The following is an 18,812-nucleotide window of genomic DNA, read 5'->3' on the forward strand; positions in this document are numbered from 1 at the left end:
ATCGCGCGGGCACCATCGCCTGTGCCCCGTGTTGCGCGTGGATAACGATGTGTCGCGGCCATGAGGTCGCTGACAGGACACACCCATGCACATTTTTCCCATCGCTCTTATCGCGGCCGTAGTGACCGCATCGACGCCGGCACTCGCTCAATCAAACGCGCTAACACGCGCCTACGTGTACGAGGTGAGCTCCGCTACCGCTGGAAATGAGCAAGTCGCCGGACGAAGCAGCACGATGAAAGACCACGGCGGCGCGTGGATGCGCATTCTTACCGACGAGATTGGCTACGGTAGTAATGCCCAGGCGCGACTCCTCAGCAACTCGCTTCGTGAGATCGGCAAGGAGCCCCTGTGCAGGACGGGAGCCGGGCTCGGCAAATGCCGCCGCGGCGACACCATCGTCGGCTACCGCCGTACCTGGGATGCCAGCGGGCACCAGGGCGGTAACTTTGAATTTGTTGTTTACCCGGCGGGGAGTGGGAGTGCGCAGCGGGTGGTGTTTCAGGTTTTGTGACGGCAATCGCGCGCAAGCGCGCTCCCACAAGAGCTTGCAAATAAAAAGGGCCGGGGAATTCCCGGCCCTTTTTATTACCTGTTGCTTTGGCTTACTTGATGGACTTGGGGTCCTGCTTGTCCTTCAGTGCGGAGCACAGGAGGATTTCCTCGCTGGTCTGCGCGAGGCCGCGTTCGGCGCCGCTGACCTGGCCCATGCGCGGCTTGAAGAACGCGCTGAGACGGTCGGCTTCGGCCTTGGAGCAGCCACCCTTCGCGGCGAGCGCCGGGAGCTTGCCGCCGGCGAAGCTGCCGGTGCGGGCCACGATCTTGTCGTAGTTCGTGGTGAACCACTGCCACAGTTCGTCGCGCGACTTCTCGCTGTCGCGGCCGCCGGCCAGCACCATCGCCATCTCGCCGACCTTCACGTCCTTGCTGAGGGCGAAGTCACGGGCCTTGTTGGCCACCGCGGCGTCGCTGGCATCGCCCAGCGCCACGAGCATGGCGTTGCGCTTGGCCGGGTCGGAGGTCTTCGGGACTTCGGCGATGATCGCGTCGACCGCCGGTGCGCCGTGCTCCTGCACCGACACGCCGAGGGCGGTGGCGAGCAGATCCGGATCCGCGGCATCGAGATCGAGGCGGCCATCCTTCAGCTTCAGCGCGGCATCGCCCTGCTTCAGCATTTCGGCGCGCACGTCCTTGTCGGCGATGTCCTTGTCGGCGAGGAAGCCAACAAGGGCGTTACGGGTCAGCGTGTCGTTGTCCTGCTCGCCTGCCTTCTTGCGGTAGCCCAGCGAAGCCAGCTTCGGCTTGTAGGCATCGATGGCCCACTGGCGCAGCACGGCGCGCTGGGCATCCGTGGTGGCTTCGTGGTCCATGATCCAGCTGAAGGTCGGGATCGGCGCGGTGAACACTTCGCGGGTCTTCGAGGCCGTGATCGGCTTCAGCGCGGCAAGGACATCACCCGCATTGAGGTCGCCATGCTGGAAACCAGCGCGGACCGCATCGGCGTAAGCCAGCTGCTCGGCGTCGCTCAGCTTGCTGACGACCTTGGCCAGGTTGGCGAGGTCGGCCTTGCTCTCGGCGAAGCGGTAGTAACCGCGGCCTTCGGCGTTCGGCATGACCCACGCGTTCTTCGCGGCGCCGTCGAGCACGATGCTGCCTTCGGCCGTGTCGAAGATTTCGCACTTGACCTTGTCGCCACCGGCGACGGCATAGCGCACGCACATCGGCACGCCCCACACGCGGTTCGCATCACCCGTGCTGCCGAGCGGCAGGTAACGGCTCTGCTTCACGTGCAGCACGGTCTTGCCGCCCTCGGTCTTCACCTCGGTCGCCACGTACGGCACGCCGGACTGGTCGAGGAAGCTGTTGAACGCCTTCTTGAACTGCTCGCCCTGGCCCGCGGCTTCGGCGATCGAATCGACGAGGTCATCGGCCGTGGCGTTGGCGAACTTGTGCTTCTGGATGTACGCGCGCATGCCCTTCTGGAAGGTCGGCTCGGACACGTAGCCTTCGAACATGCCCAGCACGGCCGCACCCTTCTGGTAGGTGATGCCGTCGAACGCGGTTTCGATGTCGCCGTTGCCGGTGATTTCCTGGCGGATCTTGCGTGCGCTGACCAGGCTGTCGTTGTTCATCGCGCCCTGGGCGCCGCGGACGCGGTCCAGGTCGGCGCGGTATTCCGGGTGCACCTTCTGCGTCACCTTCTGCTGCATCCAGGTGGCGAAGGCTTCGTTGAGCCAGAGGTCGTTCCACCACGCCATGGTCACGGTATCGCCGGTCCACTGGTGGGCCAGCTCATGCGCATTGACGTTGAACGAGCCGCGCACGTAGTTGGCGGCCGAATCCGGATCGATCAGCAGCAGCCAGTCGCGGAAGGTGACGAGGCCCGCGTTCTCCATCGCGCCCGCGCTGAAGTCCGGCGCGGCGAGCAGGTCGAGCTTGTCGAACGGATAACCGAAGCCGTAGTAATCCTCGAGCGTGTGGATGATCGAGTTGGTCTCCCCCAGCACGTGCTGCATGCGGTGGCCTTCGCCCTTGGCGGCGATGCCGCGCAGCGGCGTGGCGGTGCTGCGGTACTGGGTCGGGGTGATGTCCGGACCCTTGACCACATCCCACGGACCGACGGCGAACGCGACCAGGTAGGTCGGCAGCGGCTTGGTGGTCGAGAAGGTCAGGGTCTTCCAGCCGGCGCCGGCCTTCTCTTCCTTGACCTGCGCGGTGTTCGCCACGCCCTGGTCATCGGCCGGGATGGTCAGGCTGATGTCGTACGGGGTCTTGAAGCGCGGCTCGTCGAAGCCCGGGAACGCGTAACGGGCCGATACCGGCTCCATCTGCGTCATGGCATACGGCACGCCCTCGTGCGAGACCTTGTACAGGCCCTGCAGCTGCTTGTTCAGCGGCGCGGTGAAATCGATGGCGACGGTGATCTCGCCTTCGAGCTTGCCGCCGAGGTCGAGGCGTGCGACGCCTTCCTTCTCAGCCGCGACGGTGTACTTGCCGGTGTGCTTCTTGCCGGCGGCGTCGGTGACGACGACCTTGGAAACCTTCAGCTCCTTGCCGTGGATCCAGACGAAGTCGGACGGCTGGGTGAGCTTGAGCTTGATGATGGTCGAGCCGGAGTAATCCTCCTGCTTCGGGTCCACCTTGAAGGCGAGCTTGTAGCTCTCCGGCTGGGCCCACTCGGGAAGGTGGCCAAGCGGCGGGGCGGCGTCCGTGCCGGCGGCGAACGCGGCGCCACAGCAGGCGGCCAGCGCGGTGAGAAGGAGGGGACGGACGATACGACGCATGGTGGGTGGGACTCCCTGTGGATAATCCCGCCCATCGTGCGTAGAGGGGTGACCTTCGACACAGTGCCGGAAGGCACCCCCTTCCTACCGCATTGCGTCACATCTCAACGATGGGCTTGAACCCGCCCCAGAACATCCGCTTGCCGTCGAAGGGCATGGCCTTGGGATCCATGTACTTCGCAAGTCGCGGATCTTCCATGACTTTCTTCATGATCTTGTCGCGGTCGCGGCGGCTTTTATAGACCACCCAGGCGAACACCACGGTTTCCCCGGGCTTGAGCTTCACCGCCTGCGGGAAGGACGTGACCTTGCCGGCCTGGACGTCATCGGCGACGCATTCGGTGTACGAGAGTGCCCCATGGTCCATCCAGACCTTGGCACCGAGCCTGGCCATCTTCTTGTATTCGGCCAAGTTGGCCTCGGGAACCGGCAGAACGAAACCATCGACGTAGCTCATGGCACACCCTCCGCTGTTGGTGGGCGGAGGATGTGCCTGCTAATGGAAAGGCTGCGTTAAAGGGCATCGCGCGCAAGCGCGCTCCCACGACAGCTGCCGAGCTCCTGGGAGCTACCGTGCTTTTGTGGGAGCGCGCTTGCGCGCGATGGGTGCAGCCGTATCGCTACGAAATTACTCAGCCAGCAGCTTCAGCCTGCTCGAGCACCACGGCCACGGCGTGGATCACCGAAGCGATGCGCACCGCGCTCTGAATGCCCTGCACGCTCACGCCGCCATCGCGCAGCACCTTGTCGTGCGAGTCGATGCACATGCCGCAGCCGTTGACGGCCGAGACGGCGAGCGAGACGAGCTCGAAGTCATTCTTGGCTTCGCCCTTGTAGGCGCCGATCACGTTCATGCGCAGCTTGGCCGGCATGGTTTCGTACTCGGGGTGCGAGACCAGGTGCTGGAAGCGGTAATAGATGTTGTTCATGCCCATGATCGCGGCCGAACCCTTGGCGGCGGTCAGCTGTTCGGCCGAAGCGTGCTCGGCGGCGAACGCGGCGACGGCTTCGGTGAGCGGCTTGAAGCGGGCGGCGTAGGCCGAGCCCAGCGCGATCATGGCGATCTGCGCCTTGTTGAGGCCCGGGGCACCGGCTTCGCTCAGCACGGAATCGAGGTTGAGCTTGAGGTCCTTGGCGTATTCGGGCAGCTGGCTGCGCAGGTCGGCGATGCTCATCGGTGTGCTCCTGATCGTTTATTTAAGGACTGAAGGAATGGATCGCGGAATGGCTCGGAGCGAGGGCACCGGTTCACGCGGCGGCCGCCTAAGAGGCAAGCCGGGAAGGAATTCAGGGGTGTCGCAAAGGGTCGTGGGAGCGTGCTTGCACGCGATGGGCGCTTGCCGCACCGGGCATCGCGCGCAAGCGCGCTCCCACAGGGTGCCCGCGCCGCGCGGGGGAGGGAGGGATGCGGCGCGGGACTTCGAGCGTTGAAGGCTTAGGCGACCTTGAGGGTCTCTTCGCCGGCCTTCCAGTTGCAGGCGCACAGCTCGTCGGTCTGCAGGGCGTCGAGGACGCGCAGCACTTCGTCCGGGTTACGGCCGACCGAACCAGCGGTGACGTAGGCGAACTGGATCTCGCCGTTCGGATCGACCAGGAAGGTCGCGCGCTGGGCGACGCCATCGTTGGTCAGGATGCCGAGAGCCGAGGTCAGCTCCTTCTTGATGTCCGCCAGCATCGGGAACTTGAGGTCCTTCAGGTCGGCGTGGTCCATGCGCCAGGCGCGGTGGACGAATTCGCTGTCGGTCGAGGCGGCCAGGATCTGGCAGTCACGGTCGGCGAACTGCTCGTTCAGGTCGCTGAAGCCCTTGATTTCCGTCGGGCACACGAAGGTGAAGTCCTTCGGGTAGAAGAACACCAGCTTCCACTTGCCCTCGTAGGACTTGTCGGAAATGGTGGTGAAGGCGTCTTCGATCTTGTTGGCCAGCGGGCCGCCGTCGACGGCCAGCAGATTGAATTCGGGGAACTTATCGCCAATGGTCAGCATGGATCGACTCTCCAGAGTGAGGGTTGGTGTACAAGGCTTGCCCGCCTGGGGAAGCGAGCGATGGAGCTAGGTTAGCGAAGGGGGACACATATCTCAAATCGATTGTAGGCATGAATGTGATAGCCTATGACTATCGCAATGCCTCTCGAGATCGTCCCATGAACCTTCGAGATCTGTCTTATCTGGTGGCGCTCGCCGAGCACCGCCATTTTGGCCGCGCGGCGGAAGCCAGCTTCGTGAGCCAGCCCACGCTTTCAACCCAGATCCGCAAGCTTGAGGATGAGCTGGGCGTCGCCCTTGTCGAGCGAACGCCACGCAAAGTCCTTTTGACGGAAACCGGCCGCGAAATCGCCCGCCGGGCGCGTGGCGTGCTTTCCCAGGTCGACGAGATCAAGGCGATCGCCCAGCGCACGCGCGATCCGGAATCCGGCACGATCCGCCTGGGCATCTTCCCTACCCTCGGCCCCTACCTGCTGCCGCACGTGATCCCGCGCCTGCGCGAGCGGTTCCCGCGCCTGGAACTGCTGCTGCGCGAGGAAAAGACCGAGCAGGTGCTGCACATGCTGCGCGAAGGCACCCTGGATGCGGGCATCCTCGCCCTGCCCGTGCACGACGATTCCCTGCATACCGAGTTCCTGTTCGAGGAACCCTTCGTGCTGGCGGTCCCCAGTGGTCACGAGCTGGCCGGGCATGGCCGCCTGCGCATGGATGACCTGGCCGAGCAGAACCTGCTCCTGCTGGAAGACGGCCACTGCCTGCGTGACCAGGCCCTCGAGGTCTGCCACATGGCGGGCGCCGGCGAGAAATCCGGCTTTCGCGCGACCAGCCTGGAAACGCTGCGCCAGATGGTCTCGGCCAACGTCGGCATCACCCTGCTGCCCACCCTGGCCGTGAAGCCGCCCGTGGCCCAGTCGACCAACGTCCAGCTCATCGAGTTCGAGGAGCCGGCGCCCAGCCGCCGCATCGCGATGCTGTGGCGGAAGAGCTCGGCCATGACCCCCTTCTTCGAGTCGCTTGCGGAGGTCGTGCGCGACGTCCCTGCCGACCTGTTCAACGCGCGGGGCTGCGCCACCGGTCAACCGGCGAAGCCTTCGGACGTTGCCCATCCGAATCCCTGACGGTTTTTGCTGATGCGTTCTTGGCTCGTCGTCCTGCTGGTCGTGCTTTGCGGCTGGGGCGGCTACAACTGGTGGCGCCACCGGCCGGTGCACGACGCGCCAGGCATCGTCGCGGGCGACGTCCCGGACCAGGAAGACATCCGGCGCGGCACCGAACTCTCCCACGGCCGTTTCAAGCTCGAGCCGCGGGCGAAGTTCGCCATGTCCGGGCGCGTGCTTTCGCGTGAGGATTACCAGCTGGACGACCTTGCCCCGATCGCGCCGACCGACCTGGCCATGGGCTGGGGGCGGATGTCGGACTCATCCGTACTGGACAAGATCCGCATTTCGCAGTCGAACCGTTTCTACTTCTGGTACACGGATTCGTTCCCGATCCCGCGGCACGAGATCGAGGATTCGAGCGCCAACATGCACATGATCCCGGCGAACGACACCGCGGCCCGCGAGCTGCGCGACGTGCGCCCCGGCGAGGTGATCCACTTCGAAGGCTTTCTCGTCGACGTGAAGCGCGACGACGGCTGGCACTGGGATACCTCGCTCACCCGCGAGGACACCGGCGCGGGCGGCTGCGAGATCGTGCTGGTGGAAAGTATCCGCGAAGAACCGGCCGCCGGCGTCAGTAAGTAACCAGCGCGTGCAGCGGGGCCGTGCCGCCCCAGCGCGCGCGGCCGTTCAGGCCGCCCAGTTCGATCGCCACGCTTGCGCCCATCACTTCGGCACCCAGCCTTTCCACCAGGCGACGGCCGGCGTCGAGCGTGCCGCCCGTGGCCAGGACGTCATCCACGATGATGACCCGCTCGCCCGGTGCGATCGCCTCGGTACCGATCTCCAGGCGATCCAGCCCGTACTCCAGGCCGTAATCCATGCCCACGACCGGCGGCGGCAGCTTGCCGGCCTTGCGCAGCGGCACGAAACCCGCATTCAGCGCCTGCGCCATGGCGGCGCCAAAGATGAAACCGCGCGATTCAATGCCGCAGACCGCACCGATGCCCTGCCCGCGCCACGGGGCGCAAAGCGCATCGATGCACTGGGCGAAGGCGGCGGCGTCGGCGAGCAAGGGCGTGATGTCCTTGAACATGATGCCCGGGCGCGGGAAATCCGGCACGTCACGGACAAGGTCGAAGATGGCCTGCATGGGGTTTTCCTATGGGGTTGCCGGCTTTCAGGCGGGCAGGATGCCGGCGTCGAAATCGCCCTCGGCCGCCGCCGCACGGGCTTCGGCCAGCCGGGCGTCGACCGCGCGGACGATGCCGTCGGCGGCTTCGGCGGCGGCGTCGGGCACCATGACGGCGACCAGGCCCAGGGCGGGCAGTTCGCCAATGGCGCCGGTGAGGTATTCGCCGGAAATGAACGCGGGGATCTCCGCCTGCGCCAGCGCATCCCGGACGAGATGGGCATCGATGAGGCTCTGGGCGTGGTAGACGATCCGCATGCTGGGCAAGCTACCCGGCCCACGGCGCCACGGCAAGCATCGGGCGCGCAGGAAAGGTAAACTCGGACGTTTGTGCCGCACCCACCGCAGAGCCACTCCCCGATGTCGACCGAAACGCCCGTCCTGCAGCAGCATTTCATCCGCCAGATCGTCCGCGACGACCTGGCCTCCGGCAAGCACCAGGTGATCCACACCCGCTTCCCGCCGGAGCCGAACGGCTACCTGCACCTGGGCCACGCCAAGTCCATCTGCCTGAACTTCGGCCTGGCCGGCGAGTTCGCGGGCACCTGCAACCTGCGTTTCGACGACACCAACCCCTCGAAGGAGGACGTGGAGTACGTCGAGGCGATCCAGCGCGACGTGAAGTGGCTCGGCTTCGAGTGGGCCGAACTGCGCCACGCGTCGGACTATTTCGAGGTGTTCTACCGCTCGGCGCTTAAGCTGATCCGCCTGGGCCTGGCCTACGTGGACGACCTCTCGGCCGATGAAGTGCGCGAATACCGCGGCACCCTGACCGAGCCGGGCCGCAACTCGCCGTACCGCGACCGCTCGGTCGAGGAGAACCTCGACCTGTTCCAGCGCATGCGCGCCGGCGAGTTCGCCGACGGCAGCAAGACCCTGCGCGCGAAGCTCGACATGGCCTCGGGCAACATCAACCTGCGCGACCCCGCGCTGTACCGCGTGCGCAAGGTGCACCACCAGAACACCGGCGATGCGTGGCCGATCTACCCGATGTATGACTTCGCGCATTCGCTCTCCGATGCGGTGGAAGGCATCACCCATTCGCTGTGCACGCTGGAGTTCGAAGACCACCGCCCGCTGTACGACTGGTGCGTCGACAAGGTCGATCTCGCCAACGACCCGTCGCTGTGGGAAACCCTGGTCGCCGCCGGCCTGCCCACCGTGCCGAGCAAGCCGCGCCAGATCGAATTCTCGCGTGGCAACCTCAACTACACGGTGATGAGCAAGCGCAAGCTGATCACGTTGGTGTCGGAAAACCTGGTCGATGGCTGGGATGATCCGCGCATGCCGACGGTCGCCGGCGTGCGCCGACGCGGCTTCACCCCGGCCGGCATCCGCCTGTTCTGGGAGCGCATCGGCGTGAGCAAGCAGAACAGCACGATCGACATGAGCGTGCTCGAGGGCTGCATCCGCGAAGACCTGGACGCGAAGGCGCCCCGCCGCCTCGCGGTCATCGATCCGGTCAAGCTCACCATCACCAACCTCCCGGCCGACCACGCCGAAACACTCACCTTCTCCAACCACCCGAAGAATGAGAGCTTCGGTACGCGTAGCGTGCCGTTCTCGCCCTCGCTGTGGATCGAGCGCGAGGATTTCGCCGAAGTGCCGCCGAAGGGCTTCCACCGCCTCAAGCCGGAAGGTGAAGTACGCCTGCGCGGCGTCGGCATCGTCCGCTGCGACGAGGTCGTGAAAAACGACGCCGGCGATGTCGTCGAGCTCCGTTGCACGCTCGACCTCGAGTCGCGCTCGGGCATGCCGGGCGCCGATCGCAAGGTGAAGGGCACGATCCACTGGGTGAGCGCACGCGATGCCGTGCCGGCCGTGGTGCGTCTCTACGATCGCCTGTTCGACGTGAACGACCCGGATGACGACACCGACGGCAAGACCTACAAGGATCACCTGAACCCGGAATCGCGCCGCATCGTGCACGGCTACGTGGAACCCGCCGCGGCCGGCGCAGAGCGCGAGGATCGCGTGCAGTTCGAGCGCCTGGGCTTCTTCGTCGCCGACATGCATGACCACACGCACGATGCGCCGGTGTTCAACCGCGTGGTGACGCTGCGTGATTCGTGGGCGAAGCAGGGCTGAGCATGCTGTACGCACAGGTCCACCTCACCCTGCCCGCCTGGGTCCACGACTTCGTCGATACCTCGAAGGCCTATGAAGGCGACGACGCCAAGGTGAAGCTCGCGATCGAGCTTTCCGCGCGCAATGTCGAAGCCACCTCCGGCGGCCCGTTCGGCGCGGCGGTGTTCGATGGCAACGACCGCATCATCGCGGTCGGCGTGAACCGCGTCGTGCCGCAGAGTTGCTCCGTGGCCCACGCCGAGATGATGGCGTACATGCTCGCGCAGCAGCGCACGCAGCGCTTCCGCCTCAACGAGGATGGCAGCCACGTCACGCTCGCCACGAGTTCACAGCCGTGCTGCCAGTGCTACGGCGCCACCGTGTGGGCGGGCGTCGATGCGCTGCTCATCGGCGCGCGCGCCAGCGATGTCGAAGAGCTGACCACGTTCGATGAAGGCCCGCTGCCCGCCGACTGGGTTGGCGAACTCACGCGCCGCGGGATCGCGGTGCGTACCGACATCCTCCGTGATGAAGCGCGTGACGTGCTGCGCCACTATGGCGAGATCGGCGCCGCGTACTGAGCCACCGCGCCAGGGCTGGCGCGCATGGCGCGCCATGCTGCCGCTCGTACTCCTGATCGTGCTGGGTATCGCGGTGATCGCCAGCGGTGTCCTCGAGAACGTGGATGCCTCGCACCTGGTCAAGGGCGAGGGCTCGTTGCTCGCCTTCGTGGATAGCCACCCCATCCTGTCCCGCCTGGCTTTCACCGTGGCCCTCGCGGTGGCCATCGCCACCGGCGTCCCGGGCACCATCGTCCTCGTACTGGCCGGCGGCCTGTTGTTCGGCACAGTCGAAGGCACGTTGTTCGGCTCGGTCGCGCTGGTCGCCGGGTCGCTCGTGCTGTATGGCGCGGGGCGGCACGCCTTTTCGGCAGGCACCCGCCAGCCACCGGCCTTCGCCGAACGCCTGCGCGACCGGTACAGGCGGCATCCCGTTCGGCATACGTTCGCCTTGCGCTTCGTGCCGATCGTGCCGTTGGGCGCGATGACCCTCGCCCTCGCCTGGCTGGGCTGCCCGCCCCTGCTGTTCATCGCCGCCACGTGGCTTGGCGGCACCGTATCGATAGCGGTCGAAAGCGCTATCGGCGCGGGACTCGCCGATACGCTTGGGCAGGGACCGGTCACCGCCTCCACCCTCGCCAACGCGCGGCTGCTCGTTCCCTTGGCGGTGTTCGTCGTCATCGCGACCCTGCCCTCGCTCGTGAAGGCCTGGCAAGACCGCCATAGGGACTAGGGCCCGTCCCGGCAACTTGCGCTAGGCTAAAGCCTCGCGCCGGCCCGGGCGGCGCCAGGGGACAGGCATGCGGGATGGATCGGCTTCTTGGCTGGAAAAGGTGTGGCGGCGCACGTCCCTCGTGCAGCGCCTGACCTGCGTCGCCCTCGCCCCGACCGCGATCAGCGCGGTACTGCTCGTCACCCTGCTGACCCGCCACCAGATGGATACGCTGCACGAGATGGGCCGCTCGACGGCGGACGCCATCGCCCAGCAGGCCGCGACCGTTTCCGGCGAGGCGCTGCGTAGCGAGCAGCGCCGCGAACTCGGCCGCATCGCGCAATCCATCGTGCAGCTGCCGCAGGTGTCGCGGGTACGCATCGCCGATCGCGACGGCGAGATCCTCGCCGACCGGGTGAACGGTACGGTCGAGGATGATGACAACCTGACCGTTTCACGTGATGTGCTCGACCCGGTCAGCCACCGCGTGGTGGGCTCGGTCACCGTGGATGTCAGCGTGGAAGATGCCGTCGCGGCGCAGCGCGCCAGCGTGCACAACGCGCTGATCTGGCTCTCGCTGAGCCTGCTGATCGCCATCATGATCGGCTGGTCCGCGGCCCGCTGGATGAGCGCGCCGTTGCGCAACCTGGCCATTGCCGTGCGCCAGCTCGGCCTGGGCGACCGCACGGTCGTGGTGCCGGTAACCGACGACACCGAGATCGGCGACCTGCAACGGGGCTTCAACGGCGCGGCATCGAAGCTGCTGCACGCGCAGATCGGCATGGAACGCGAGATCGCCACGGCCACGGACGAACTTGCGCGCAAGAACGCAGCGCTGGAAGCCGCCAGCGTCGCGAAGGCGCGTTTCCTTGCCGCCGCGTCGCATGATCTTCGCCAGCCGCTGTATGCGCTGACCCTGTTTTCCTCCGGCCTGGCCGTGGATGAATTCGATCCGGTCCGGCTGAATCGCATCGCGCACATCCAGGAATGCGTGGAGTCGCTCGACCACCTGTTCAGCGAACTGCTGGACCTCTCGCGGCTGGACACCGGCGCGATGAAGGCCGCACCGCGGGATATCGCGCTGGACGAGGTGTTCGAGGAAGTCAGCGTGAACTTCCGCATGGTGGCCGAGCAGCACGACCTGCGCCTCGTGGTGCGCACCACGGGTGCATGGGTGCGGACCGACCGCACGATGCTCGCGCGGATCCTGAACAACCTGGTGAGCAACGCGCTGCGTTATACCCGCTGCGGCGGCGTGCTGGTCGGCGCCCGCCGGCGGGATGACGGAAAGATCCGCATCGATGTCTGGGATACCGGCCTGGGTATTCCCCGGGAGCACGTCGAGCACATCTTCGATGAGTTCTACCGCGTGGAAAGTGGCCCCGAGGCGGGCAGGCCCGAAGGCACGCGCCGTGGCCTGGGCCTGGGCCTGTCGACCGTGCAGCGCCTGGCCGGGCTGCTTGGCACCCGGGCCACGGTGATCTCGAAGCCCGGCAAGGGCAGCGTGTTCTCGATCACCCTGCCCGAGGTGGCCGCCAACCCGATCCCGGAGGCGCCGCCCGCCGCGGCACCCGAGCCGGGCATGCCCCGCGACGTGGCTGGCATGCGCGTGCTGGTGATCGACGATGAGCCGAGCATCCTGGCCGGCATCAGCTACCTGCTCGGCAGCTGGGGTTGCGAGGTGATGACCGCCGAGGATGCCCAGCAGGCCATGGAAGCGGTGCACCTGTGGATGCAGCCGCCCGACCTGGTCATTTCCGACCTGCGCCTGCGCGAGGGGACGGGCCTGGACGTGCTGGCCCTGCTCGACCGCTACTACCGCCGCCGGCCGGGGGATCCCCCGCCGTTTGCCCGCGTCCTGATCACCGGGGAGACCCGCAGCGACTTCCTGGCAAACGTGGATACAACCACCACGCAGGTCCTGTACAAGCCGGTCTCCCCCGAACGGCTCCACGATGTAATGGTTTCCGCATGGTCTGTCCATCATGCGGCCGTCTGAGGCGAATGGCCTGCTTGCCGCCGACATCCGGGAGGGCTATGGTCCTTCGAACGGGGATGCTCGTGGCAGTGCGGGCGGAGGAGTGGCATGCGAGTTCTGATCGCGGACGATCATCGGCTGATCATCGAGGGCGTGAAGCTGAAGCTTCGCGAGCTGGGTGATGCGGTCGAGTTCGTCGAGGCTGAAACGGTGGCGCAGCTCAAGGCGCACCTTGGCAGGGCTCCCCTGCCGGATATCGCGTTGATCGACATGGCCATGCCCGGTGCCGACGGCGTCGAGCACATCAAGGATGCCGTGGCCGCGCTGAAGGAGCCCGGCGAGGATCCTACCGATCGCGCGCGCCCGGTCATTGTCCTCTCCGGCACCGAAGATCCCGCCGCCATCCGGCACGTGCTGGACCTCGGCGTCCAGGGCTACATCCCGAAATCCTCACCGCCCGATGTCATCCTGAACGCGGTGCGCCTGGTCGTGGGCGGCGGCATCTACGTGCCGCCCGAGGCGATGAAGGCGGCATCGGCGACCCCGATGGTCCCGGCGTTCGCGACGGCGGGGGGCGATGGCCTGACCACCAAGGAGCGCCTGGCCACGGTCCTGACCGATCGCCAGATCGACGTGCTCAAGCTGCTCGCCAAGGGCAGGCCGAACAAGCTGATCGCCCGCGAGCTCGGCATCAGCGAGGGCACGGTGAAGATCCACCTGGCCGCGATTTTCCGCGCCCTGCACGTGCGCAACCGCCTCGAGGCCCTCGTGGCCGCCCAGCATCTCGGGGACTGAAACACAGGACACGTTTTTGCCACGGGCGCGGCGTAAGCTGGCGCCCGGGTGGGCAGGGAGCGCCGGGGGGGACAGCACGTCACACGACGCGAGGCAGGCGCATGCGGGCAGGCAGGGTGAGCACGACGAAACGGCTCCTCCATGGCTGGCTGGCCGTCGTTACGCTGGCTTTCGCGACGCTGCTGCCCGGCATGGCCAGCGCCGCCGGTACCGACATCGATCCCAACGCCCCTTTGACCTTCGGCATCCTCCCCATCGGGGGGCCTGCGGAGTCGCTCGAAGCCTGGCGCCCCATGCTGGATGACCTCCATACCGCGCTCGGCCGCCCCGTGCGGGCCGTGTCGGTCACGACCTACGAAGGCATCGCGCAGGCGATCAGCGAGCAGCGGGTCGATATCGCCTTCCTTTCCGGCCGTCTCGCCCTGGACGCCGTGATGGGCCAGAACATGCAGGTGATCGGCCAGCTCACCCGCGGCGATGGGTCGAAGGGGTACTACGCCGTCCTGCTGACGGCCACCGATTCGCACATCACCAGCCTCGACCAGCTGTTCGCCAAACCGGGCACGTGGCGCTTCGCGCGCGGCGAGGCACTGTCGGTCTCGGGCTACCTCGTACCGGAGACGCAGCTGTTCGCCGCCCGCGGGGTGGACTCCGACACCTTCTTCGCCAAGGTCCACGTCGACAACCACCAGAACAATGCGCTGGCCGTCGCCAACGGCGAGGCCGATGTCGCGACCAACAACACCGCCGACCTGGAACGGTTCCAGCAGCACTTTCCCGACCAGTACGCGCGCCTTCGCGTCCTCTGGAAGTCGTCGCTGATCCCCCATGCGGTGATCGTGATCCGCAACGACCTGCCCGCCTCGCTGCGGGAAAAAGTGGCGGCATTCATTACGGGCTACGGCAAGGGCAAGGACGGCGCGCGTGAAGAAGCCAACCTGAAGCTGATCCACGACATCAGTGGCTTCGCGCCCGCCACGAACGCGTGCCTCGTACCCTTCGCCGATATCGAATACACGCTGGAGAAGCGCCGCGCGACCACCGCGCAGTGGGTCAGTGAAAACGCGCGCGAGGCGCGGTTCAGGAAGATCCAGTCCGACCACGATGGCCTCGTCGCGCGGCTACGTGGCAAATAGGCCATCGGCCGGAAGGCATACGCCGCAAGGCTTAGCTCCCCTTGTCTATCGCGCCACGCGCGGCTGTTTCATAGATTCGTCATGAGACCCAGCCCAAGGCCGTAGCATGATCGCGTCCATTCCATCGCCCGGTCGGTCGTTGCCGACCAGCGAGCGGCGAGCCCGCAAGGGCCTGCTGCCGATGGTGGCGGTCGCGCTCGCGCTGACGGGGATGCTCGGCGTGATGCACCTGCGCGGGATTACGCAGGAAGCACGCAACGTGGCGCGCATCCAGGCCGTGCGACTCGCCGGCGTGGTGACAGCCAACATGGGAGACGATGCGACACGTGACGCCCTTTCGCGCACGCTATCGCGCAGCTCGCCAACGGCGCGGGTGATCCTCCACCGCAATGAAGGTTATGACCTGTCGCTGGACAGCGGCCGTCCGCTGAGTGCGAACCATCAGTTGCGCGTCTCCGTCGCCACGCCGCTGGGCGAACTGGAAACCGTCACCGATACCTCCGCCCTCCGCGAACGCCGGCTCGCCGCCATGCTGATGATGCTGTTGCTCGCCGTCGGCATCGGCGCGGTGTACGTCGCCAGCCGGCGCCTCGTTGCGCGCGAACTGGCCGATACGCTCGACGAAGTCGACGTGGTCATGGCGCGAATCGATGGCGAATTGCGCTCACGCAAGGACCGCGGCCTGGGCGATACGGAATCGCTGGACCTGGCCGTCGGCAGGCTCATCGGCGACATGCGCGAATTGCGGGCCCGGCATGATGCCGCGCTGGCCGATGCGTTCCGCCAGCGGATGCAGGAGATGGCGCGGCAGACGCGCTTCATTGAACAGCTGGGCGACCACTTCCGCCAGCCGCTGCAGGCGCTGTCGCTGTTCGTCGGCGGCATGCAGCCCGGCGACGACCTGCGCCAGCGTGCCGTGCAGGGCCAGATGCGTACCAATGTGACCCGCCTGAACGAATTGCTGGAAGGCCTGCTGGACCTCGCCCGCTTCGATGCCGGCGCGGTCGAACCCACGCCCCATGAGGTCATCGCGGCCGACCTGTTCGTCCGCGAGCGCGATGCCATCGCCAACGATGCGGGACGGCTCAGCGTGGACATCCACTGGCGTGGCGGTCGGCTTCCCGTCCGCAGCGACCCCAACCTGCTTTCCGAGCTCATCCACCGGCTGGTGGCGAACGCCGTGATCAGCACGCCGCATGGGCGTGTGCTGGTCGCCATGCGCCGCCGAGGCGATGCCGTACGGCTGGAGGTGCGCGACAACGGCATGGGCCTCGAGCCACGCCAGCAGGAGCGGCTGTTCGACGACTTCACCCGGCTCCCGGGACACCCCGGCTACGGTCTCGGCCTGGCCGTGGCGCGCCGGATCGCCGAGCTGCTCGGGGGCAGCATCGGCGTGCGTTCCAGTCCCGGTCGCGGCACCTTGTTCTGGGTCCAGCTGGAGGGCGCGGCGAGCGGGACCGTAGCCCGTCCCGCCAGCGTGCTGAGCCACCACGCCGCATTGTGAAAATCGCGGGTTGCGCCCCTGTGCGCGGAGCGCGGACCGGCGTACCCTTGCGCCACTGAAACCGAGCATCCGGGGATACGGTCGTGGCGAGCGTCAACTGGTCGGACACCGCGCCGGTAGTGGCGTTCCTTGGCGTATTCGCCGGCGCGATCGGCCTGCCCGTACCGGCCATGCCCACGCTCATCGTGGTCGGCAGCACGCTGGTGCTGGCGCAGAGCCCCATGCTTATCCTGGCCACCTTCCTCGGCGCCCTCGCCGGGGCGTTCGCCGGCGACACCGCGTGGTTCCTGACGGGCCGCCGCTTCGGCTACCGCGTGCTGGATAGCCTCTGCCGCATCTCGCTGTCGCCCGACACCTGTGTCCGGCGTGCCAGCGGGTTCTTCGAGAAGCGCGGGGTGAAGCTGCTGCTCGTGTCGCGTTTCATCCCCGGGCTGTCGCTGGTCGCCATCCCCATCGCGGGCGCGGGCGACACCCGGTTCAGCCGGTTCACCCTCTATGACCTGGCGGGCGCGGCCTTGTGGATATCGGTGGGCCTTTCCGCCGGCATGCTGTTCTACCGGCAGATCGATGCCGTACTCGCCTTGCTGAAGCAATTCGGGGTGGGCCTGGTCACCCTCGCGGCGATCGGGCTGGTGGTGTGGATCACCTTCCGCTACATCCGCCGCACGCTGCTGATCGCACGCCTGCGCAAGAGCCGTATTTCGGTGGACGAACTGGCCGTGCTGCTCGCCAACGACCCGGGTGCCCTGATCGTCGACGTGCGCAGCACCTCTAACCGCCGCGACGACCCCTTCGTGATCCCGGGCTCGCGCCTGTTCGACCTGGGCACGGCCAGCGCCGACCTGGCGACCCTGCCCCGCGACACGAACGTGATCATTTATTGCTCATGCCCGAACGAGGTTTCCGCGGCCAAGGTGGCCGAGCGCCTGACCAAGCTGGGTTTCGCCAATGTCCGGCCGCTCACGGGTGGAATCACCGCCTGGCGCGACGCCGGGCGGGATGTCGAAGCCATCGTGCTGGCTACCTGAACGCCCCTTGGGTTGTGCCACCCCGGCCCGGGCACTAAACTAGCCGGCTCCTTGCGCATGGGTCGTTAGCTCAGTCGGTAGAGCAGCGGACTTTTAATCCGTAGGTCGACGGTTCGAATCCGTCACGACCCACCATCGCGCCTCGTTCCCGTCGCCGCGATCACGCATTGATGCCGTCTTGATTGGCGGCGTTTGCTCTCACTGGTTCCGCGGGCGCACCACCGTGATGTGCGTGTCCCGGCTTCCGACGCTGCGGGCTGCTACCTAATCTTCTGTTCCTCCACTGGCATCCGCCATGTGAGTCAGGAGATTGCCATGTCCATCCGAAGCAACACCGCTGCGTCTCGCGTGACCCTACCGCGTGTAACACGGAGCCTTTGCGCCTCGAACCGATCCTACCCGCTGCGCGCCCGCGCCATGCTCCTCGCCGTCCTGGCCGTCGGTGCCGCGCTCTGCGTCACCCTGCCGGAAGCACGTGCTGCAGCCCCGATGATCGGTGGCCAGGCGCCGGGTTACTACCGCGTCATGGTAGGAGATATCGAAGTCACCGCGCTGAGTGACGGGACGATCGATTTCCCCATGGATACGCTACTGGTCGGTGAAGCGCCGGGCCAGATCAGGGCTGCGTACAAAAGCTCGTTCGACAAGCTTCCCGCCGAAACCTCAATGAACCAGTTCCTGATCAACACCGGCCAGAAGCTGGTACTCGTCGACACAGGTGCTGGCGTGTTCTTCGGGCCGACGCTTGGCCACACACTGGCGAATCTGCGTGCCGCCGGTTACACGCCGGAACAGGTCGATGAAGTCGTGATCACACACATGCACGCGGACCACACTGGCGGGCTCGTGCACGACGGCGCGCGTACGTTTCCGAATGCGGAACTACGTATCGCGAAGGCCGACGTCGATTACTGGATGAATCCCGCCAACGAGGCGAAGGCACCGGAAGGTGTCCGTGCGAGTTTCATGGTCGCGCAGAAGGCGATATCGCCGTATATCTCGGCGGGGAAGCTCAAGCCGTTCGCAGGTGAGACTTCCATCGTTACCGGCGTGCGCGCCGTGCCCGCGCCTGGACACACGCCGGGCCACAGTTTCTATGTCGTCGAAAGCAAGGGCGAGAAGCTTCTGCTTTGGGGGGATACGGTGCATTCCGCTGACGTCCAGTTCACCGACCCCACCGTGCGTATCGCATGGGATAGCGATGACCGTGCCGCTGAGGGCATGCGCGCTAAGGTGCTCGCCGATGCGGCGAAACAGGGTTACCTTGTCGGCGGATCGCACCTGCCATTCCCCGCGCTGGGGCATATCGCGAAGGCAAAGAGCGGCAACGCGTACGTGTTCTTGCCGGTCTCGTATTCAGCGAACCGACCGAACACAAAATCTGGCGATTGACCTACAGACGCGAGGGTAGATACCCACAGGCGGTCGCGACGGTGGCTTACGGACCGCCTGCATGCCTACGCCTTACTGTG

At 66.4% G+C, this 18,812-nt stretch carries 18 protein-coding genes and 1 tRNA gene; 13 read left to right on the forward strand and 6 right to left on the reverse strand.

Annotated elements, in window-relative coordinates:
• The first annotated feature begins 85 nt into the window (after positions 1 to 85).
• Positions 86 to 514 carry a DUF4879 domain-containing protein gene (locus tag ACZ6YI_RS02400; RefSeq protein WP_465777258.1) on the forward strand — a complete coding sequence of 143 codons (429 nt, stop codon included), beginning with the start codon at positions 86 to 88 and terminating at the stop codon, positions 512 to 514.
• 91 nt (positions 515 to 605) lie between these two features.
• On the opposite strand, the gene ACZ6YI_RS02405 is transcribed toward ACZ6YI_RS02400, so the two are convergent.
• From ACZ6YI_RS02405 to ACZ6YI_RS02420, 4 genes are all read right to left on the reverse strand, one after another.
• Positions 606 to 3,284 (reverse strand): M1 family metallopeptidase, encoded by a 2,679-nt coding sequence (locus ACZ6YI_RS02405; protein ID WP_465777259.1) that lies wholly within the window; start codon positions 3,282 to 3,284, stop codon positions 606 to 608.
• A 97-nt stretch (positions 3,285 to 3,381) separates the two neighbouring features.
• On the reverse strand, positions 3,382 to 3,741 hold the full coding sequence (locus tag ACZ6YI_RS02410; RefSeq protein ID WP_465777260.1) for a DUF1428 domain-containing protein: 360 nt from the start codon (positions 3,739 to 3,741) through the stop codon (positions 3,382 to 3,384).
• A gap of 175 nt (positions 3,742 to 3,916) precedes the next feature.
• Positions 3,917 to 4,459 carry a carboxymuconolactone decarboxylase family protein gene (locus ACZ6YI_RS02415; RefSeq protein ID WP_440329131.1) on the reverse strand — a complete coding sequence of 181 codons (543 nt, stop codon included), beginning with the start codon at positions 4,457 to 4,459 and terminating at the stop codon, positions 3,917 to 3,919.
• A gap of 260 nt (positions 4,460 to 4,719) precedes the next feature.
• The gene (locus ACZ6YI_RS02420) at positions 4,720 to 5,268 is read right to left on the reverse strand and encodes a peroxiredoxin (protein ID WP_045830364.1); all 549 of its coding nucleotides are present in this window, start codon (positions 5,266 to 5,268) and stop codon (positions 4,720 to 4,722) included.
• A 158-nt stretch (positions 5,269 to 5,426) separates the two neighbouring features.
• Here ACZ6YI_RS02420 and oxyR point away from each other — a divergent pair, with 158 nt between their 5' ends.
• Both oxyR and ACZ6YI_RS02430 read left to right on the forward strand, forming a co-directional pair.
• Complete coding sequence (gene oxyR, locus ACZ6YI_RS02425; RefSeq protein WP_465777261.1) at positions 5,427 to 6,386, forward strand: DNA-binding transcriptional regulator OxyR; 960 nt, start codon at positions 5,427 to 5,429, stop codon at positions 6,384 to 6,386.
• 12 nt (positions 6,387 to 6,398) lie between these two features.
• Complete coding sequence (locus ACZ6YI_RS02430; protein ID WP_465777262.1) at positions 6,399 to 7,013, forward strand: hypothetical protein; 615 nt, start codon at positions 6,399 to 6,401, stop codon at positions 7,011 to 7,013.
• Here ACZ6YI_RS02430 and ACZ6YI_RS02435 read toward each other — a convergent pair.
• Complete coding sequence (locus ACZ6YI_RS02435) at positions 7,003 to 7,521, reverse strand: adenine phosphoribosyltransferase (protein WP_465777263.1); 519 nt, start codon at positions 7,519 to 7,521, stop codon at positions 7,003 to 7,005. The two genes, ACZ6YI_RS02430 and ACZ6YI_RS02435, sit on opposite strands and share 11 nt — an antisense overlap.
• 27 nt (positions 7,522 to 7,548) lie before the next feature.
• The gene (locus tag ACZ6YI_RS02440) at positions 7,549 to 7,818 is read right to left on the reverse strand and encodes a putative signal transducing protein (protein ID WP_465777264.1); all 270 of its coding nucleotides are present in this window, start codon (positions 7,816 to 7,818) and stop codon (positions 7,549 to 7,551) included.
• Positions 7,819 to 7,920: 102 nt separating this feature from the next.
• On the opposite strand from ACZ6YI_RS02440, the gene ACZ6YI_RS02445 reads away from it, so the two are divergent.
• From ACZ6YI_RS02445 to ACZ6YI_RS02490, 10 genes are all read left to right on the forward strand, one after another.
• Positions 7,921 to 9,648 carry a glutamine--tRNA ligase/YqeY domain fusion protein gene (locus ACZ6YI_RS02445; RefSeq protein WP_465777265.1) on the forward strand — a complete coding sequence of 576 codons (1,728 nt, stop codon included), beginning with the start codon at positions 7,921 to 7,923 and terminating at the stop codon, positions 9,646 to 9,648.
• A gap of 2 nt (positions 9,649 to 9,650) precedes the next feature.
• Positions 9,651 to 10,208 (forward strand): nucleoside deaminase, encoded by a 558-nt coding sequence (locus tag ACZ6YI_RS02450; protein ID WP_465777266.1) that lies wholly within the window; start codon positions 9,651 to 9,653, stop codon positions 10,206 to 10,208.
• 34 nt (positions 10,209 to 10,242) lie between these two features.
• The gene (locus tag ACZ6YI_RS02455) at positions 10,243 to 10,920 is read left to right on the forward strand and encodes a TVP38/TMEM64 family protein (protein WP_440327508.1); all 678 of its coding nucleotides are present in this window, start codon (positions 10,243 to 10,245) and stop codon (positions 10,918 to 10,920) included.
• A gap of 67 nt (positions 10,921 to 10,987) precedes the next feature.
• Entirely contained in the window at positions 10,988 to 12,898 is a 1,911-nt protein-coding gene (locus ACZ6YI_RS02460; RefSeq protein ID WP_465777267.1) for an ATP-binding response regulator, read from the forward strand.
• Between the two features lie 87 nt (positions 12,899 to 12,985).
• Positions 12,986 to 13,672, forward strand: a complete 687-nt coding sequence (locus tag ACZ6YI_RS02465; RefSeq protein ID WP_440325948.1) for a LuxR C-terminal-related transcriptional regulator — start codon at positions 12,986 to 12,988, stop codon at positions 13,670 to 13,672.
• A gap of 116 nt (positions 13,673 to 13,788) precedes the next feature.
• On the forward strand, positions 13,789 to 14,808 hold the full coding sequence (gene phnD, locus ACZ6YI_RS02470) for a phosphate/phosphite/phosphonate ABC transporter substrate-binding protein (protein WP_465777268.1): 1,020 nt from the start codon (positions 13,789 to 13,791) through the stop codon (positions 14,806 to 14,808).
• A 106-nt stretch (positions 14,809 to 14,914) separates the two neighbouring features.
• Positions 14,915 to 16,312 (forward strand): sensor histidine kinase, encoded by a 1,398-nt coding sequence (locus tag ACZ6YI_RS02475; protein WP_465777269.1) that lies wholly within the window; start codon positions 14,915 to 14,917, stop codon positions 16,310 to 16,312.
• 83 nt (positions 16,313 to 16,395) lie between these two features.
• The gene (locus ACZ6YI_RS02480; protein ID WP_465777270.1) at positions 16,396 to 17,340 is read left to right on the forward strand and encodes a VTT domain-containing protein; all 945 of its coding nucleotides are present in this window, start codon (positions 16,396 to 16,398) and stop codon (positions 17,338 to 17,340) included.
• A 59-nt stretch (positions 17,341 to 17,399) separates the two neighbouring features.
• A tRNA-Lys gene (locus ACZ6YI_RS02485) sits at positions 17,400 to 17,475 on the forward strand.
• Positions 17,476 to 17,757: 282 nt separating this feature from the next.
• Positions 17,758 to 18,732 carry an MBL fold metallo-hydrolase gene (locus ACZ6YI_RS02490; protein WP_465777271.1) on the forward strand — a complete coding sequence of 325 codons (975 nt, stop codon included), beginning with the start codon at positions 17,758 to 17,760 and terminating at the stop codon, positions 18,730 to 18,732.
• Positions 18,733 to 18,812 lie beyond the last annotated feature (80 nt).

The sequence above is a fragment of the Luteibacter sp. NPDC104163 genome (assembly GCF_055584245.1).

What these genes read in the sequence shown, in the direction of transcription:
- ACZ6YI_RS02410 (WP_465777260.1), bottom strand. Translation starts at nt 3,741, where the DNA reads ATGAGCTACGTCGATGGTTTCGTTCTGCCGGTTCCCGAGGCCAACTTG.
- ACZ6YI_RS02440 (WP_465777264.1), bottom strand. Translation starts at nt 7,818, where the DNA reads ATGCGGATCGTCTACCACGCCCAGAGCCTCATCGATGCCCATCTCGTC.
- ACZ6YI_RS02415 (WP_440329131.1), bottom strand. Translation starts at nt 4,459, where the DNA reads ATGAGCATCGCCGACCTGCGCAGCCAGCTGCCCGAATACGCCAAGGAC.
- ACZ6YI_RS02450 (WP_465777266.1), top strand. Translation starts at nt 9,651, where the DNA reads ATGCTGTACGCACAGGTCCACCTCACCCTGCCCGCCTGGGTCCACGAC.
- ACZ6YI_RS02490 (WP_465777271.1), top strand. Translation starts at nt 17,758, where the DNA reads ATGCTCCTCGCCGTCCTGGCCGTCGGTGCCGCGCTCTGCGTCACCCTG.
- ACZ6YI_RS02405 (WP_465777259.1), bottom strand. Translation starts at nt 3,284, where the DNA reads ATGCGTCGTATCGTCCGTCCCCTCCTTCTCACCGCGCTGGCCGCCTGC.
- ACZ6YI_RS02445 (WP_465777265.1), top strand. Translation starts at nt 7,921, where the DNA reads ATGTCGACCGAAACGCCCGTCCTGCAGCAGCATTTCATCCGCCAGATC.
- ACZ6YI_RS02430 (WP_465777262.1), top strand. Translation starts at nt 6,399, where the DNA reads ATGCGTTCTTGGCTCGTCGTCCTGCTGGTCGTGCTTTGCGGCTGGGGC.
- ACZ6YI_RS02455 (WP_440327508.1), top strand. Translation starts at nt 10,243, where the DNA reads ATGCTGCCGCTCGTACTCCTGATCGTGCTGGGTATCGCGGTGATCGCC.
- ACZ6YI_RS02475 (WP_465777269.1), top strand. Translation starts at nt 14,915, where the DNA reads ATGATCGCGTCCATTCCATCGCCCGGTCGGTCGTTGCCGACCAGCGAG.
- ACZ6YI_RS02435 (WP_465777263.1), bottom strand. Translation starts at nt 7,521, where the DNA reads ATGCAGGCCATCTTCGACCTTGTCCGTGACGTGCCGGATTTCCCGCGC.
- ACZ6YI_RS02420 (WP_045830364.1), bottom strand. Translation starts at nt 5,268, where the DNA reads ATGCTGACCATTGGCGATAAGTTCCCCGAATTCAATCTGCTGGCCGTC.
- oxyR (WP_465777261.1), top strand. Translation starts at nt 5,427, where the DNA reads ATGAACCTTCGAGATCTGTCTTATCTGGTGGCGCTCGCCGAGCACCGC.
- ACZ6YI_RS02400 (WP_465777258.1), top strand. Translation starts at nt 86, where the DNA reads ATGCACATTTTTCCCATCGCTCTTATCGCGGCCGTAGTGACCGCATCG.
- ACZ6YI_RS02460 (WP_465777267.1), top strand. Translation starts at nt 10,988, where the DNA reads ATGCGGGATGGATCGGCTTCTTGGCTGGAAAAGGTGTGGCGGCGCACG.
- ACZ6YI_RS02465 (WP_440325948.1), top strand. Translation starts at nt 12,986, where the DNA reads ATGCGAGTTCTGATCGCGGACGATCATCGGCTGATCATCGAGGGCGTG.